Origin of the sequence: Halobaculum litoreum, assembly GCF_030127125.1 — an archaeon.
Taxonomy (GTDB): Archaea; Halobacteriota; Halobacteria; order Halobacteriales; family Haloferacaceae; genus Halobaculum; species Halobaculum litoreum.
Genome location: NZ_CP126156.1, coordinates 2,504,442 through 2,518,601 on the forward strand (window position 1 = coordinate 2,504,442; position 14,160 = coordinate 2,518,601).

Genomic DNA, 14,160 nt, shown 5'->3' on the forward strand with positions numbered 1-14,160 from the left:
CCCGGCGTCGACGACCGCGGCCAGCGGGATCTCCGTGTGCAGCGACGCCGTCACGCCGGCGACCGTCCGGACGCCGGCGTCGCCGTCGCTCGCCGCGTCGCCGTCGAGCCGCTCGAACACGAGCAGGCGGTCGAGCCCGCCCGCGGCGACGTAGCGGACGGTCGGCTCCGCGCTGGCCGCCTCGAACGCCGCGACGACGGCCGAGCCGAGCGCCGACTCGTCGGCCGCGGCCGCGAACGTCACGCCCACCGTGCCGTCGTCGCCGCGGAAGCGCGCGACCCGTCCGTCCACCTCGTAGCGGTCCTCCCCGTAGCCGAGGACCTCGCCGAACAGCGTCGCGCTCAACACCGCCGCGACGGTGTCGGCGTCCGCGTCGGCGTCGAGCGCCGCCTCGGCGCCGTCGGCCGCCCTGACGGCCCGCTCGACGAATCCTCCTCCGTACGCGCTGCCTGGTCCCTCTGACATCTGTGGCTCCGAATCGAGTTGCCGTCGGGATCGGAGGTACCTAATCCTTTCTCAGTCCGGCCGCCCGCGGGGACGCCGGCGCCGACCCGGCGTCGATCGAGCGCCCGGATCGGTCGATCCGGGCGGGATCTCCACCCGAAACCATCGGGTTCGCTCGGTGGCGTTCCCCCTCGCTCGGGAGCGCTCCGGAGGGGTTCCGTCCGCTCGCCCCGCGCCCCGCGGATCGGTGTGCGGCGCGTCCACAGGCGGCAGAGTTAGGTCCGTCGGGTCCGTCACCCGTGCTATGACCGACACCGGGACAGCCCGCTGCCGGGCCCGTTCTCTCGCCCTCGAGGTGCGCCACGCGTGAGCGACGCCGAAGCCGAGCCCGACCGCGACGGCGAGGGCGACCTGGGCGACCTCGCACCCCTCCCCGTCTCGGAGGCGGCCGACCTCGTCGACCGCGTCGCGGACAACGTCTCGACCGTCATCGTCGGCAACGACGCCGCCGTCGAACACATCCTCGTCGCCGTCCTCGCGCGCGGGCACCTCCTGCTCGAGGACGTGCCGGGGGTCGGGAAGACGATGCTGGCGCGCTCGCTCGCCACCTCCGTCGACTGCGAGTTCAAGCGCGTCCAGTTCACGCCCGACCTGCTCCCCTCCGACGTCACCGGGATCAACGTGTACAACCAGAAGTCCGGGGAGTTCGAGTTCCGGCCCGGCCCCGTGTTCGCCAACATCGTGCTCGGCGACGAGATCAACCGCGCCCCGCCGAAGACGCAGTCGGCGCTGCTGGAGGCGATGGAGGAGCGACAGGTGACCGTCGACGGCGTCACCCGCGAACTGCCCGACCCGTTCACCGTCATCGCCACCCAGAACGACGTGGAGCCGGGCCGCACGTACGAACTGCCGCTCGCGGAGATCGACCGCTTCATGAAGAAGCTCCGGCTGGGCTACCCGAGCAAGGCCGACGAGTCGGAGATCCTCGACCGCACCGCCGGCGACCACCCGATCGAGTCGCTCGACGCGGTCGCGACGACCGAGGACCTGCGCCGCGCCCGCGCGACCGTCGGCCAGGTCGCGGTGTCGGAGCCGGTGCGCGACTACGTCACCGAGTTGGCGACCTACACCCGCGACAACGCCCAACTCGGGGTCAGCCCCCGCGGGAGCATCGCCCTCGTGCGGGCGTCGCAGGCCCGCGCCGTCCTCGACGGGCGCGACTACGTCGTCCCCGACGACGTCCAGACGGAGGCGCCGTCCGTGTTCGCCCACCGCGTCCGTCCCCGGACGGGGAGCGAGTCCGGTCTCGACGTCGTGGAGGACGCCCTCTCGACGGTGGCCGTCGAGTAGCCATGCGGCTCACCCGACGCGGGAAAGCCGTCGTCGCGGCCGCCGTCGTCGCGGTCGCCTCCGGGCTGGTGTTCGGCCCCCGCTCGCTGAACGCCGTCGTCGTCCCGGCGCTCGTCGCGCTCGGGGCCGCCTACCTCCAACTGCGCTGGGCCGACCCCCGCGGGCCGCCCGCCGCGCCCCGCCCGACGACCACGTCGGCCGCACGTACCCCGTCGAACTGTACTTCGGCGACCGCGACGGCCCCCGTCCCGACGCCGACACCGGGATGACGCGCCCGTTCTCGGGCGTCGTCCGCGAGCGCGTCGGCGACGGCCTCGACGCCGACCGCCTCGTGTTCGAGACGGTCGTCGGCGCGACCCCCGTCGAGTACGAGGTCGCCTACGAGTCGCGCGGGAGCCACCGTCTCGGCCCCGCCGAGGTGACCGCCCGGGACGTGTTGGGCCTCGCCGAGGTGGACCTCTCGACGGCCGAGACGACGGAAGTGCTCGTCTACCCCGAAGTCCACGCCATCGCCGGCTGGGCGCGTCGCGACCTCCGCGCGCTCCACGAGACGGGCGTCCACGAGGAGCGGCGCGAGTTCGACCGCCTCCGCGAGTACGACCGCGGCGACTCGCTGCGCGACGTCCACTGGAAGTCGACGGCCAAGCGCGACGACCTCATCGTGAAGGAGTTCTCCGCGGAGGCCGAGACGGAGGCCGTCTCCGTCTCCGCCGGCGCCGCGGCCGCGCCCGGCGCCGCCGACGACATGGCCGAGGCGACCGCCAGCCTCGTGCTCGCGCTCGTCGAGGACGGCGTCCCGGTCGACGTCAGCCTCGCCGACGGCACGCTCACCGTCACCGGCGAGCGCGGCAGTCAGGTGCGCCTGCTCGAACGCCTCGCCACCGTCGGTCCCGGACGCGTCGCCGACGCCGACGCCGACGTCACCGTGTACGGGGAGGCCGACCGCGTCCGCGTCACGGTCGCGGGCGAGGACCACGAGTTCGCCGAGTTCCGCGCCCAGCGCCCCGCGACGTACGGCGTCTCCCGCCCCGACCCGCGCGCCCGCCGCGACGCCGACGGCCGCGAGGCCGACGACGGCGAGGTGGTCGCGTGAGCACCCCGTCCAGCCCGTTCGGCGCGATGGGCGCGGGGCGGTCGCGCGGCGACGCCCGCGGAGAGGGGACGGGCACCCCGGACCGGTACTCGGCGCTGGCGGCCGTCCGCCGGCCGGCGGCGCTGGGCGTCCTCCTCGCGTCGGCGTCGTTCCTCTCGGTGTTCTACCACGTCGTCGACGTCGTCGGCGGCGCGACGTTCCTCATGATGGAGGTGGCGGCGGTCGCCCTCGCGGCGGCGTGGCTCGGCGGGTTCCTCCGCGAGCGCACCGCCGTCGGGCTCACCGTCGTCGGGTTCGCGCTCGCGCTCGTCGGCTACGTCCTGTCGGTGCCGCCGTCGGCGCGGGCGCTGTTCACCGTCGGCCGGGTGCTCGCCGACGTGGTGGCGCTGTTGACCGGGCTGTCGGTGCTCCGCCTGCTCAACGCCGGGGCGTGGGCGCTGTTCCTCGTCCCGGTGCCGACGTTCCTCGCGACGTACCTGCTGGTGCGCCGGCGCGACGCCGCCGCCGCCACGGTCGCGGCCGCCACGACGGGTTTCTTCCTGCTGACGGGCGACGCGGGCCCGTGGGTCGGCCTCGCGGCGGCCGTGGGGCTCACGCTCGCGTTCGGCTTCGGCGGGCTGGCGGCCGCGGGCCGCCGCGGCGTGCTCGCGCAGTGGGACACGCTCGCGGTGCTGGTCGCCGTGATGGTCGTCGCCACCTCGCTGGTCACCGTCGTCCCCGGGAGCGCGACCAACCCCATCGTCCCCGGCGGGAACTCCCCGACCGTCGAGTCGAGCCTCGTCGCCAACACCGACTCGGTGGGGGTGTTGGGGAGCATCCGGCTGTCGCCGGAGGTGCGCTTCACCGTCGAGGCCGACGAGGGCGACTACTGGCGCGTCGGCTCGTACGACCGCTACACCGGCGGGCGGTGGGTCCGCACCGGCGAGGCCGAGCCGTACGCCGACCAGCTGGGGCCGCCCCCGGGCGAGAGCGAGCGCCTCGTCCAGCGCGTGACCGCCCGCGGGCAGCTCGACGCGCTCCCGGCGGCGTGGAAGCCGGTCGAACTCCGGGGCCGGGCCGCCGACACCGCGCAGGTGACCGACCACGGCGGGCTCAAGCCGGGGACGACGCTCATCGAGAACGACACGTACACCGTCGTCAGCGAGCGCCCGACCGCGACGCCCGGCCAACTCCGGCGCGCGGGCGTCGACTACCCCGGGCAGATCAGCTCGCGCTACACCCAGCTCCCGGAGAGCACGCCCGACCGCGTCGGCGAGCGCACCGCCGAGGTGTTGAACCGGGCGGAGGCGGGCAACCCGTACGACGCCGCCGTCGCCGTCGAGCGCTACCTCGAACGCACCAAGGAGTACTCGCTGGACGTGTCCGCCCCGCAGGGGAACGTCGCCGACCGGTTCCTGTTCGAGATGGACTCGGGCTACTGCGTCTACTACGCGACGACGATGGTCGCGATGCTGCGCTCGCAGGGCGTCCCCGCGCGGTTCGTCGTCGGCTACACCGAGGGCCAGCGCGTCGCCGAGGACGAGTGGGTCGTCCGCGGCCTCGACTCGCACGCGTGGGTCGAGGTGTACTTCCCGGACCACGGCTGGGTGCGCTTCGACCCGACGCCGGGCGGCCCCCGGGAGGCGGCCGAGCAGTCGAGCATCGACACCGCCCGCGAGGACGGCGCGGAGAACGTCGACGTCGCGGGCTCGGAGAACGGGAGCTACGAGACGCCGACGGCGACGGCCGACCCCGCGGGCTCGACGCCCGGGCCGAACCAGATCAGCGCGGTCAACCCCGACGAGGAGCGGTTCGGCACCGCCGGCGCCACCGCGGCCGGCGGCGGGCTCACGGCGAACCTCACGAACGCCGGGGCCGGCGGCGGCGCCGCTGGCGACGGCGGCGACGACGGCTGGACGCCGACGCGCAGCGACGTGGCGGTGGGGCTCGCCGGCCTCGTCGGCCTCGTCGCGGGCGCGCGGCGCTTCGGGCTCACCGGGCGGGTCCGCCGGACCGTCTGGCTGCTCCGCCAGCCGCGGGCCGACCCGTCGACCGACGCCCAGCGCGCGTTCCGCCGGCTGGAGTACCTCGCGGCCGTCGTCCACCGACCGCGGCGCCCGGGGAGACGCCCCGCCAGTTCGTCGAGGCGCTCGCGCGCGACCGCTTCGGCGACGGCGCCCGCGCGGTCGCCGACGCCCACGAGCGCGCCCGCTACGGGCGCGGCGTCGACGCCGCCGAGGCAGACCGGGCCGTCGAGGCGGTCGACGAACTGGTCCGGGACCACGCGCCCGTCCTCCGGCGGCTCGGGGGCGCGGGCCGGTCGTCGTGACCCGCGTCCCGCGGCGAGCGACGGCGTGACGGTCCGCCGACCGTCGCCGACCGGCCGACGGCGCCGCGATGGCCCGTTTCGCGTGCGAACACCCGACAGGATTTAATACGGCGCTCTTGTACCTTCGACCGGAAATGTCCGAGGTATGCTCGACGTGCGGACTGCCTGAGGAACTCTGCGTCTGCGAGGACGTCGCCAAGGAGTCTCAGGAGATCTCGATCCGCATCGACGAGCGCAGGTACGGCAAAGAGGTAACGGTGATCGAAGGGTTCGACCCCAAGGACGTGGACATGGACTCGCTGTCGAGCGACCTCAAGTCCAAGTTCGCCTGCGGCGGCACCGTCGAGGACGGCGCCATCGAGCTGCAGGGGAACCACAGCGGCCGCGTCGAGGGGTTCCTGCGCGACAAGGGGTTCAACGTCGCGTGACCGCCGAGCCGACCTGACACCCGCCGTCGAGCACCGTCCGTGCCGACCCGTTCTCCGTTTCTCGCCGCCGCCGAGCCGTGCGACCGCCGTTCGGGCGACGGCCGGCCCGGAGCCACCGACCTGACAGCGCTCCGGGAGCCGAGCCAACGGCTATACCGCTCGTCCCCGAACGGACGGTCGATGCTCCGGCGGGCCCTCCTCGTCGTCTCGCTCGTCTGTCTCGTCGTCGCACCCGTCGCGGCCGTCGGCCCCGCCGGACCGGCCGCGACGACCGACCCGGCCGCCGCCCCCGGCACGCCCGCCGCGGTCGACGCCGGCGCCCCGGTCGCGAGCGCGCACTCCCCGCCGGCGCGCCGCTCGCGGCCGCCGCCGCGGCGTCGCGCCACGACATCCGGTTGACGACGACGCTCGCGCTCACACCCGACACGCCCGGCGAGGTGGCGGTCGAGCTCTCGTTCGCCGTCCCCGACCGCGTCACCGCCCTCGAGACGACGCTCCCGGACGACGCCGAGTCGGTGACCCTCGACGGCTTCGCGGCCGCCGACGGGGGGTACGAGTGGGACGGCGAGACGGCGTCGCCGACGATCCGCTACCGCCTGCCGGCCAACCGGACCTCCGCGAGCGCGACGCTCGCGCACGACGCGCCGTCGGCCGTGGCGACGACCGGCTCGACGGCGGCCCAAAGCGAGCGCTACCTGTTCGTCGACCCCGGCCCGTGGGCGCTCGTCACGGTGCCGAGCCAGCGAGTCGGGTGGCGGTTCCGGCCGGGGGCGGGCGACGTGGGGCTCGTCCGCGAGGCGCAGGTCGACGGCCCCGGCGCGGTCGGCACCCGGATCGCGTTCCTCGGCCCCCACACCGTCCACGAGCGGACCGCCCACGGGCAGACGTTCCGGCTGATCGTCCCCGACGCGGCCGACGGCACCGCCGCGGCGCCCGACGCGATCCTCGACTCGGTCGCGGCCGCCTCGGACACGCTCCGCGTCGGCGACCGCGACGAGTCGGTGCTGCTGGTGGCGGCCCCGGCGGACGTGCCGTGGGCGGTCCGCGGCCTCCAGACCGGCGACGCGGACGCGTGGGTGCGGGCGGACGAACCGCTCGACTCCCCGGAGAGCCCGTGGCTCCACGAGTACGTCCACACGCGCCAGTCGTTCGCGACGACCGCGGGGACGAAGTGGGTCGTCGAGGGGTCGGCCGACTACTACGCCGCCTTGCTCGCGCTCCGGCAGGGACACGTCGGCTTCGACGCCTTCGCCGCCCACCTCGCCCGCGGGGAGCGCTCCCCGTTCGCCGACACGGTGCTGGCGGACCAGAGCACGTGGGTCCCCGGCGCGCAGTACCGGAAGGGCGCGCTCGTCGCCGGGGAACTGGACCGACGGGTGCGGCTCGCCAGCGACGGGGGCGCGACGCTCGCGTCGGTCCTCACCCGCCTGAACGCGGCGTCCGAGCCGGTCGACGCGGCGCGGTTCGCCGCGCTCGTCGCCGCCGCGGGCGACGAGGCGACCGGCGACGCCGCACGGCGGTTCACCCGCACCGAGGCGGTCCCCGAGATGTGGTCGCCCGAGGCGCACGCGGCGGCGTTCGGCACGCCCGTCGCGCGCATCACCGTCGAGTCGGGCGACGCGCTCGCGGTGTCGGGGCCGTTCCGCAACGAGACGGTCGCGGCGCCGGCGACGCTGGCGGCCGGGGAGACGGTCACCGTCCCGGTGACCGTCCGCAACGCGGGCGGGGCGCCGGGCGAGTACCGCGTGGCGCTCGCGGCCGACGGCCGCACGGTCGCGTCGGCCAACGGGACGCTCGCGGCGGGCGCCACCCGGACGGTTCGGCTGTCGTGGACGCCCGAGACCGCCGGCGCCTACGAACTGACGGTGCGCGACGGCGTCTACGGCGTGGTCGTCGAACCCGCGGCCGCGCCGACGGTCGCGTCGCTGTCGACGAACCGCTCGACGGTCGCGCCCGGCGAGTGGGCGCTCGTGACGGCCGCCGTGACCGCGCCCGGCGGCGTGCCGGCCGAGGGGACGGTGACCGTCCGGGTCGACGGCACGGTCGTCGCGACCGAGCGCGTCCGCGTCGGCCCGAACCGGACGGCGACGCTGCGGGTGCCCGTCCGCTTCGACGCGGCCGGCGAGTCGGTGGTGAGCGCCGGCGACGCCCGCGCGACCGTCTCGGTCGTGGCCACCGCGGCCGCCGGCACGGAGGGGGCCCCGGGGACCGCGACCGACGACGGGACCGCCGTCACGACGCCCGGCTTCGGCCCGGGCGTCGCGCTGGCGGCGCTGGCGACGGCGCTGACGGGGACGCTCGCGGCCGCGCGCTCGCGGCGGCGACGCTCAGAACGGTGACTGCGGCCCCTCGTCGGATCCGGCGGCGGGCGCGTCGTCGCCCGCCTCCAGCGCGCCCTCCCACGAGGTGATGCCGCCGGCCATGCTCTCGACGGTCGCGTCGGCGGTCCCCTCGAACGACTTGATGAGGTTCGCCGCCTGAACGCTCGCCTTCCCGTGCGGGCAGACGGTGACGATGCGCTCGCTGCCCGACAGCGAGTCGACCCGCTGCGTCAACTGCGGCATCGGGACGTTCTCGGAGCCGGGGATGTGGCCGCGGGCGAACGCCCCCGGCGAGCGGATGTCGACGACGCGGACGTCCGCGCCCTCGTCGAGGAGTCGCTCGACCTCCTCGGGTGTGATCTCGCCGTCCATGTCCGGGCGGAGCCGCGCGCGGGTGAAAAGCCCTCCGTCGCCGGCGACCCCGGTCCCGGCGTCGACTCGGTCCCGCCCTACAGCAGTCCCTCCTCGCGCGCGAGGAGGACCCCCTCCAGCGTCGCGTCGTTCGTCGGCGGCGACCGCACCACGTCGAGCGCCGCCTCGACGGGCACCGCCCGCGGGACGAGGTACTCGTTGTCGTCGAGCTCCTGCCCGACCGGCTCGAGCCCCTCGGCGAACACGAACCCGCGGGTGTGCCTGAGCAGCCCGGTCGTACACTGCACCTCCCCCAACAGCGAGAGGCCGTCGGCCGCGAACCCCGTCTCCTCGCGGAGCTCCCGGCGGCCGGCCTCCGTGTACGACTCGCCGGCGTCGACGATGCCCGCCGGGAGTTCGAGCTGGGTGTTGCGGACGGTCGGGCGGTACTGCTCGACCAGCAGGAGGTCGTCGCCCGCGCGGGCGACGACGACGACGGCCGTCGCCAGCTCCGCCCAGTAGTAGCGCTTGGTCGAGCCGTCGGGGTGTTCGACGAGGTCGTAGCCGGCGGTCTGCCACCCCGTCTCGTACTCCACGACCGACTCCAGCACGGGCCAGTCGGGCTCGCCGGGCCAGTCGTGGCGCCGGCCGTCGTCGAAGTCGGGGGCGTCCGGGGTCCACTCGTCGGCCGCGCCGCCGCCGCCGTCGTCGTCGGGAGTGTCGTCGCTCACGGTTGCACGACGGTTACGCGGTAGCGGGTTTCGTTGTATCGGACGAAGACGGCGTCGCCGTCGACGGCGTCGGCGGGCGCGAACTCCCGGAACGTGGCCAGTTCGTCGAACGGGGAGTGGGTGAACTCCTCTTTCAGCCCGTACGGGCCGCGCCGGTAGCCGGCCGAGCGACCGTCGCTCGACTCGACGGCCGCGAAGAAGTACTCGTAGCGCCGCTCGGCGATGCCGCCCTCCGTCGCGTTCAGCGTGAACGCCGGCCCGTCGTCGGCGACCGGGTCGGCGGTCAGGTAGTACGGGTCGCCCGAGCCGAGGTACGAGGGGAGCGCCCCGAGCGCGAGTAGGAGTACGACGACCGCGAGCACGCCGAGGAGGAAGTTCCGCGTGACCGAGCGCATGGGCGAGGTAGGGGGCGCCCGCGAAAACCCGTTACGGCTCGTCCGCCGTGTCGGCGGCGCCCGCCGTCTCGCCCGCGTCGTCGCCGTCCGCGCCGTCGTCGCTCACGACCGCGCGGTACGCCCGCCCGAACGCGCGCCGTCGGAGCGTGCCGAGGGCGGCCTCGCGCTCGGCCTGCCACGTCGCCGCTATCGCGAGTCGTCCGCCGTCGGCGTCGACCGCCGGGTCGTCGACGGGGAACGCGACGGGGTGCCAGACGACGTTGTCGACGTTGTCGCTGCCGGCCACGTCCGGCTCGTACTCGGGGTGGTCGGCGAGCCAGTCGTCGAACTCCGCGCGCGTGCCGACGTGGACGCGCAGCAGCGACGCGAACAGCGCGTCGCGGACGGTCTCGACGACCTCCCCGGTGACGCGGTCGGCGTACTCCTCGCGGTCGAAGCCCATCGCCTTCGTCGCCTCGCGCACGGCGACCTTCGCGGCGGGCACCAACTCGTCGTACTCCGCGCGGGCCTCGTCGGCCGTCGCCGGCGCGAGGGTCCCTTCGGTGTCCATACGCGTGGCTGCGGGCGTGCGGTCCAAGAGTCGTTCCCTTCCCGCGGGCCGGTCGGCTACTCCTCCTCGGCGTCCGTGTCGTCGCCGTCGGCGGTCGACTCCTCCTCGGCGTCCGTGTCGTCGCCGTCGGCGGTCGACTCCTCCCCGTCGTCCGTCGCGACCGCGTCCGCGTCCCCGTCGCCGTCCCCCTCGTCCAGCCCGTACATCGCCTCCGTCAGCTCCTGGGCCTCCTCCAGCACCGACTCGACGGCGTCGTCGACGACGGCCTCGGCGGCGCCGCCCATCGCGTCCCCGCCGGTCACGTCCGGGCGCCCGGCGTCGCGGCCGTGGCCGCCCCCGTGGTCGTGCCCGCCGGCGGTGTCCTCGAACACCTCGTCGTACTCGGTCTCGGCGGCGTGCTCGGTGACGACCGACGCGAGGTCGGCGGGCGTCCGGTCGCCCCAGTCGTCGACGTGCTCGTCCAGCCACGCCTCGTGGGCGTCGTTGCGGAGCATCGCGGTGAACGCGAGGTGGTTCGCGAGGTGTTCGCCGTCGCGTTGGGGGGTCTCACACACCGGACACGCGTATCCCATACCGGGCGTGCGGGCGCGACCGGTAAAACCCGTCCGTCCGCGCCCGGGCCGTCGGTCGCCCGCTCGCCGACCGCTTACTCGTCGCCCGCGTTGCGGCGCCGCACCCACTCGCCGACGTCGAGGCGCATCACGAACGCCGCCTCGCCGTCGCCGTAGTACCGCGGGATCCGCCGGGCCGGCTCGAACCCCTCGTCGTCGTACAGCTCCTGGGCGCGGTGGTTGCTCTCGCGCACCTCCAACTTCACCACGCTGGCGCCCGCCGCCGCCAGTTCCGACAGCGCGGCCCGGAGCAGCCGCCGCCCCAGCCCGCGCCCCTGCGTGTCCGGCCGGACCGCGAGGTCCTTGATGTGGCCGATGTCGCGGCCGTGGTTCGGGGTGAGGTCGCCAACGACGTACCCCAGCACGTCGCCGGCGTCGAGGCGCGCCGTGTCCGGGGTGCCCGCCCCGTCGCCCTCGGCGACGAGGAACCCCGGCGCGTCGAGCAGCTGTTCGAACGCCGCGTACGGCCACGGTTGGGTGAACACCGCCTTCTCGATGCGGAACACGCCGAGGAGGTCCGCCCGCTCGACGGGGCGAACCCTCGCGTCGCCGTTCGCGTCATCGCCCGCGGCAGCGCCGCGTGAGGTGGTCACGGCTAGGGCCTAGGAGTTGGCGGGGATAAGTGAACTGGCGGATCAGCCGGTCACGACCGGCGTGCCGGGCGGCTCGCGCCGAAAGAGAGAGAGACGCCGGTCGGCCGCGACCCGGTGTCGCGGACGCGTCGACGGTCCGCGGTCGTGTCGTCGCCGGCCGCTCGAGCCGATCCGTCGGCTCGCGTCAGTCGTCGGCGGGCGCCGCGCCGCCGTCGGACTCGTGCTGCTGCTTCGTCCACGAGAGCTTCCCGCCGGCCGCGAGGATCTTGCGCTCGCGCTCGGAGGCGTCGAGGTGCGCGGTGGCCTCCCAGTCGTCGTTCACGCGGATCGTGAACTCGGTGTCGCCGTTGCGGACGCCCTCGCCCACGTCGTCGACGATCTCGATGTCGTCGCCCTGGTCGATGTTCTCGTACGTCTCCTCGTCGATGGTGAGGGGGACGAGCCCGAAGTTGAACAGGTTCGCCTTGTGGATGCGGGCGAAGCTCTGTGCGAGCACGCCCTCCACGCCGAGGAACATCGGGCACAGGGCCGCGTGCTCACGCGAGGAGCCCTGGCCGTAGTTCTCGCCGGCCACGAGGAAGCCGCCGTCGGCGTCCAGCGCGCGCTGTGCGAACGTGTCGTCGACGCGCGACAGCGTGAACTCCGAGAGCTTCTCGATGTTCGAGCGGAACTTGAGGATGTCCGCCGTCGCCGGGATGATGTGGTCGGTCGTGATGTTGTCCTCCATCTTGAGGAGCGCCTCGCCACGGATGTCGGAGGCGAGCTCGTCCTTCAGGGGGAACGTCGCCGATGTTCGGGCCCTTGATCAGGTCGTCGTCGACGGCCTCGTCGGGGCTGATGATGTCCGGGTCGGACTCGCCCATCCCGGGGCCGTACTTCGTGCCCATCTCGAGGCCGGGCGCCTCGAGGTCGCCGAGTTCGTCGGCCAGGTCACGCGGGTCGATGATCTTGCCGGTGATAGCCGCCGCCGTGGCGACCTCGGGCGAGCACAGGTACACCGAGTCGTCCTCGATGCCCGAGCGGCCCTCGAAGTTGCGGTTGAACGTCCGCAGCGAGACGGAGTCGGAGGCGGGCACGTGGCCGATGCCGATACAGGCACCGCACGTCGCCTCGGAGAAGTTGACGCCGGCCGCCATCATCTCCGCGGTCCAGCCCTCGCGGGCGAGCATCTCGGAGGCCTGCTTGGAGCCGGGCGCGACGATCATCTCGGTCTTCTTGGCGACCTCGCGGCCCTTCAGCATCTTCGCGCCGGGGAGGATGTCCTCGTAGGCGCCGTTCGTACAGGAGCCGATGATGACCTGCTCGACGTCCTCGCCCGCGACCTCGCGGACCGGGACGACGTTGTCGGGCATCGACGGCGTCGCGATGAGCGGCTCCAGATCCGAGAGGTCGACCTCGATGGTGTCGGCGTACTCCGCGTCCTCGTCGGGCGACAGCTCGACGAACTCCTCCTCGCGGTCCTGGCGCGCCAGCCAGTCTTTGGTCTTCTCGTCGGTGCCGAAGATGGACGACGTGGCGCCCAGCTCCGTCCCGAGGTTCGTGATGGTCGTGCGCTCGGGGATGGTGAGCGACTCCGCGCCCTCACCGGTGTACTCGAGCACCTTGCCGACGCCGCCCTTGACCGTCAGCTCGCCCAGCAGGTGGAGCGCGACGTCCTTCGCCGTCGCCCACTCGGGCAGCTCGCCCGTCAGCTGGACGTTCACGACCTCGGGCATCTCGACGTAGTACGCGCCGCCGCCCATGGCGACCGCGATGTCGAGGCCGCCCGCACCGATCGCCAGCTGGCCGAGCCCGCCGGGGGTCGGCGTGTGCGAGTCCGAGCCAAGGAGGGTCTTGCCGGGCGCCGCGAAGTTCTCCTTGTGGACCTGGTGGCAGATGCCGTTGCCGGGGCGGGAGAAGTACGCGCCGAAGGTACCGGCCGCAGAGCGGAGGAAGCGGTGGTCGTCGGTGTTCTTGAAGTCGAACTGGTACGTCTGGTGGTCGCAGTACTGCGCCGCCAGTTCCGTCTGGACCTCGTCCAGATCCAGCGCCTCGAACTGGAGCCAGACCATGGTCCCGGTGGTGTCCTGCGTGAGCACCTGGTCGATCTCGATCCCGATCTCCTCGCCGGGTGTCAGCTCGCCCTCGACGAGGTGGTCGCCGAGAATCTGCTCCGTGATCGTCTGTCCCATATCGTCCGCGTATCGACGCCCGGCGGATATAAATCCGGCGAGTTTCCAACCCGACGTTCGTGATAGACCCCCACGCAGGCCGGTAATTATTGCGCCGAGCACTCACTCGATCCCCGAGTAATCGTTCGTTCGTCAGGCGGATCGCCGATCCGCTCGACGTTCGATCCCGGCAGTTCGTCGACGCAGTCCGACCGGCGGGCTTTTCGGTCGACCTCTACCTCTCCCGGGTGTGTTCGAATCCGGTGTCACCGTCGCCGACTACCTCGACCCGCTCGACGACGACCAGATCCAGCCGAACGGCGTCGACCTCACCGTCGAGTCGCTGTACGAACAGGTCTCGCCCGGCCGGATCGGCCGCGAGGGGAAGACCGTCGGCGACCGGCGCGAGGTCGCCCCCGAGGACGGCCGCTACCGCCTCGACCCGGGGGCGTACGTCCTGAAGTACGGCGAACGACTCCGCGTCCCCGACGACCACGTCGGCTTCGTCTACCCGCGATCGACGCTCCTCCGCAACTCCTGCATGCTCAACACGGCGGTGTGGGACGCCGGCTACGAGGGCCGCGGCGAGGGCCTGTTGCAGGTGGGCCACCCGATCGAGATCGAACCGGGCGCCCGCGTCGCGCAGTTCGTCCTCGCGGCGGCCGACCACGACGGCCGCTACGACGGGAGCTACCACGGCGAGAACTGACGGCGACCCGACATCCGACCGGGACCGACCGACGCCGGACCGGTCGGCCGCGCCGATCCGTGCCGACGCCGTCGTCGGTCGGGGTCCGTCCGACACCCGTCTGACGAAAGACTGTTCATACATTGA

Annotated in this window: 15 protein-coding genes and 1 pseudogene; 9 read left to right on the forward strand and 7 right to left on the reverse strand. The window is 73.9% G+C overall.

What is annotated here, in order from left to right:
* Window positions 1-36: 36 nt before the first annotated feature.
* The 8 genes from P0R35_RS13630 (at window position 37) to P0R35_RS13665 (ending at window position 7,962) form a co-directional block, all read left to right on the forward strand.
* A complete protein-coding gene (locus P0R35_RS13630; protein ID WP_284012977.1) occupies window positions 37-462 on the forward strand; it encodes a hypothetical protein in 426 nt (141 codons plus the stop codon).
* A 348-nt stretch (window positions 463-810) separates the two neighbouring features.
* The gene (locus tag P0R35_RS13635) at window positions 811-1,794 is read left to right on the forward strand and encodes an AAA family ATPase (RefSeq protein WP_432765013.1); all 984 of its coding nucleotides are present in this window, start codon (window positions 811-813) and stop codon (window positions 1,792-1,794) included.
* A gap of 2 nt (window positions 1,795-1,796) precedes the next feature.
* Complete coding sequence (locus tag P0R35_RS13640; protein ID WP_284012978.1) at window positions 1,797-2,063, forward strand: hypothetical protein; 267 nt, start codon at window positions 1,797-1,799, stop codon at window positions 2,061-2,063.
* Window positions 2,060-2,887, forward strand: coding sequence for a DUF58 domain-containing protein (locus P0R35_RS13645; RefSeq protein WP_284012979.1), 828 nt, complete (start codon window positions 2,060-2,062; stop codon window positions 2,885-2,887). Before P0R35_RS13640 ends, P0R35_RS13645 begins: the two co-directional genes overlap by 4 nt.
* A complete protein-coding gene (locus P0R35_RS13650) occupies window positions 2,884-5,301 on the forward strand; it encodes a transglutaminase TgpA family protein (protein WP_284012980.1) in 2,418 nt (805 codons plus the stop codon). The genes P0R35_RS13645 and P0R35_RS13650 overlap by 4 nt, the downstream gene beginning before the upstream one ends.
* A gap of 28 nt (window positions 5,302-5,329) precedes the next feature.
* Window positions 5,330-5,623 (forward strand): stress response translation initiation inhibitor YciH, encoded by a 294-nt coding sequence (gene yciH, locus P0R35_RS13655; protein ID WP_073307091.1) that lies wholly within the window; start codon window positions 5,330-5,332, stop codon window positions 5,621-5,623.
* A gap of 180 nt (window positions 5,624-5,803) precedes the next feature.
* Complete coding sequence (locus P0R35_RS13660; protein ID WP_284012981.1) at window positions 5,804-6,022, forward strand: hypothetical protein; 219 nt, start codon at window positions 5,804-5,806, stop codon at window positions 6,020-6,022.
* On the forward strand, window positions 6,019-7,962 hold the full coding sequence (locus tag P0R35_RS13665; RefSeq protein WP_284012982.1) for a CARDB domain-containing protein: 1,944 nt from the start codon (window positions 6,019-6,021) through the stop codon (window positions 7,960-7,962). Before P0R35_RS13660 ends, P0R35_RS13665 begins: the two co-directional genes overlap by 4 nt.
* Here the strand turns inward: P0R35_RS13665 and P0R35_RS13670 are convergent.
* The 7 genes and pseudogenes from P0R35_RS13670 to P0R35_RS13700 all read right to left on the reverse strand — a co-directional run bounded on the left by P0R35_RS13670 (window position 7,951) and on the right by P0R35_RS13700 (window position 13,346).
* On the reverse strand, window positions 7,951-8,316 hold the full coding sequence (locus P0R35_RS13670; RefSeq protein WP_284012983.1) for a rhodanese-like domain-containing protein: 366 nt from the start codon (window positions 8,314-8,316) through the stop codon (window positions 7,951-7,953). The genes P0R35_RS13665 and P0R35_RS13670 overlap by 12 nt on opposite strands.
* Before the next feature lie 77 nt (window positions 8,317-8,393).
* A complete protein-coding gene (locus P0R35_RS13675; RefSeq protein WP_284014653.1) occupies window positions 8,394-8,906 on the reverse strand; it encodes an NUDIX hydrolase in 513 nt (170 codons plus the stop codon).
* Between the two features lie 116 nt (window positions 8,907-9,022).
* Window positions 9,023-9,421, reverse strand: a complete 399-nt coding sequence (locus tag P0R35_RS13680; protein WP_284012984.1) for a hypothetical protein — start codon at window positions 9,419-9,421, stop codon at window positions 9,023-9,025.
* A gap of 31 nt (window positions 9,422-9,452) precedes the next feature.
* A complete protein-coding gene (locus P0R35_RS13685) occupies window positions 9,453-9,971 on the reverse strand; it encodes a DUF5809 family protein (protein WP_284012985.1) in 519 nt (172 codons plus the stop codon).
* A gap of 56 nt (window positions 9,972-10,027) precedes the next feature.
* Entirely contained in the window at window positions 10,028-10,543 is a 516-nt protein-coding gene (locus tag P0R35_RS13690) for a DUF5810 domain-containing protein (RefSeq protein WP_284012986.1), read from the reverse strand.
* Window positions 10,544-10,617: 74 nt separating this feature from the next.
* Window positions 10,618-11,175, reverse strand: coding sequence for a GNAT family N-acetyltransferase (locus P0R35_RS13695; protein ID WP_284012987.1), 558 nt, complete (start codon window positions 11,173-11,175; stop codon window positions 10,618-10,620).
* Window positions 11,176-11,359: 184 nt separating this feature from the next.
* Window positions 11,360-13,346: pseudogene (locus tag P0R35_RS13700) on the reverse strand (aconitate hydratase).
* Between the two features lie 229 nt (window positions 13,347-13,575).
* Between P0R35_RS13700 and P0R35_RS13705 the strand changes: the two are divergent.
* On the forward strand, window positions 13,576-14,034 hold the full coding sequence (locus P0R35_RS13705; protein WP_284012988.1) for a deoxyuridine 5'-triphosphate nucleotidohydrolase: 459 nt from the start codon (window positions 13,576-13,578) through the stop codon (window positions 14,032-14,034).
* Window positions 14,035-14,160: the final 126 nt, after the last annotated feature.

What these genes read in the sequence shown, in the direction of transcription:
- P0R35_RS13645 (WP_284012979.1), top strand. Translation starts at nt 2,060, where the DNA reads ATGACGCGCCCGTTCTCGGGCGTCGTCCGCGAGCGCGTCGGCGACGGC.
- P0R35_RS13670 (WP_284012983.1), bottom strand. Translation starts at nt 8,316, where the DNA reads ATGGACGGCGAGATCACACCCGAGGAGGTCGAGCGACTCCTCGACGAG.
- P0R35_RS13690 (WP_284012986.1), bottom strand. Translation starts at nt 10,543, where the DNA reads ATGGGATACGCGTGTCCGGTGTGTGAGACCCCCCAACGCGACGGCGAA.
- yciH (WP_073307091.1), top strand. Translation starts at nt 5,330, where the DNA reads ATGTCCGAGGTATGCTCGACGTGCGGACTGCCTGAGGAACTCTGCGTC.
- P0R35_RS13640 (WP_284012978.1), top strand. Translation starts at nt 1,797, where the DNA reads ATGCGGCTCACCCGACGCGGGAAAGCCGTCGTCGCGGCCGCCGTCGTC.
- P0R35_RS13660 (WP_284012981.1), top strand. Translation starts at nt 5,804, where the DNA reads ATGCTCCGGCGGGCCCTCCTCGTCGTCTCGCTCGTCTGTCTCGTCGTC.
- P0R35_RS13685 (WP_284012985.1), bottom strand. Translation starts at nt 9,971, where the DNA reads ATGGACACCGAAGGGACCCTCGCGCCGGCGACGGCCGACGAGGCCCGC.
- P0R35_RS13680 (WP_284012984.1), bottom strand. Translation starts at nt 9,421, where the DNA reads ATGCGCTCGGTCACGCGGAACTTCCTCCTCGGCGTGCTCGCGGTCGTC.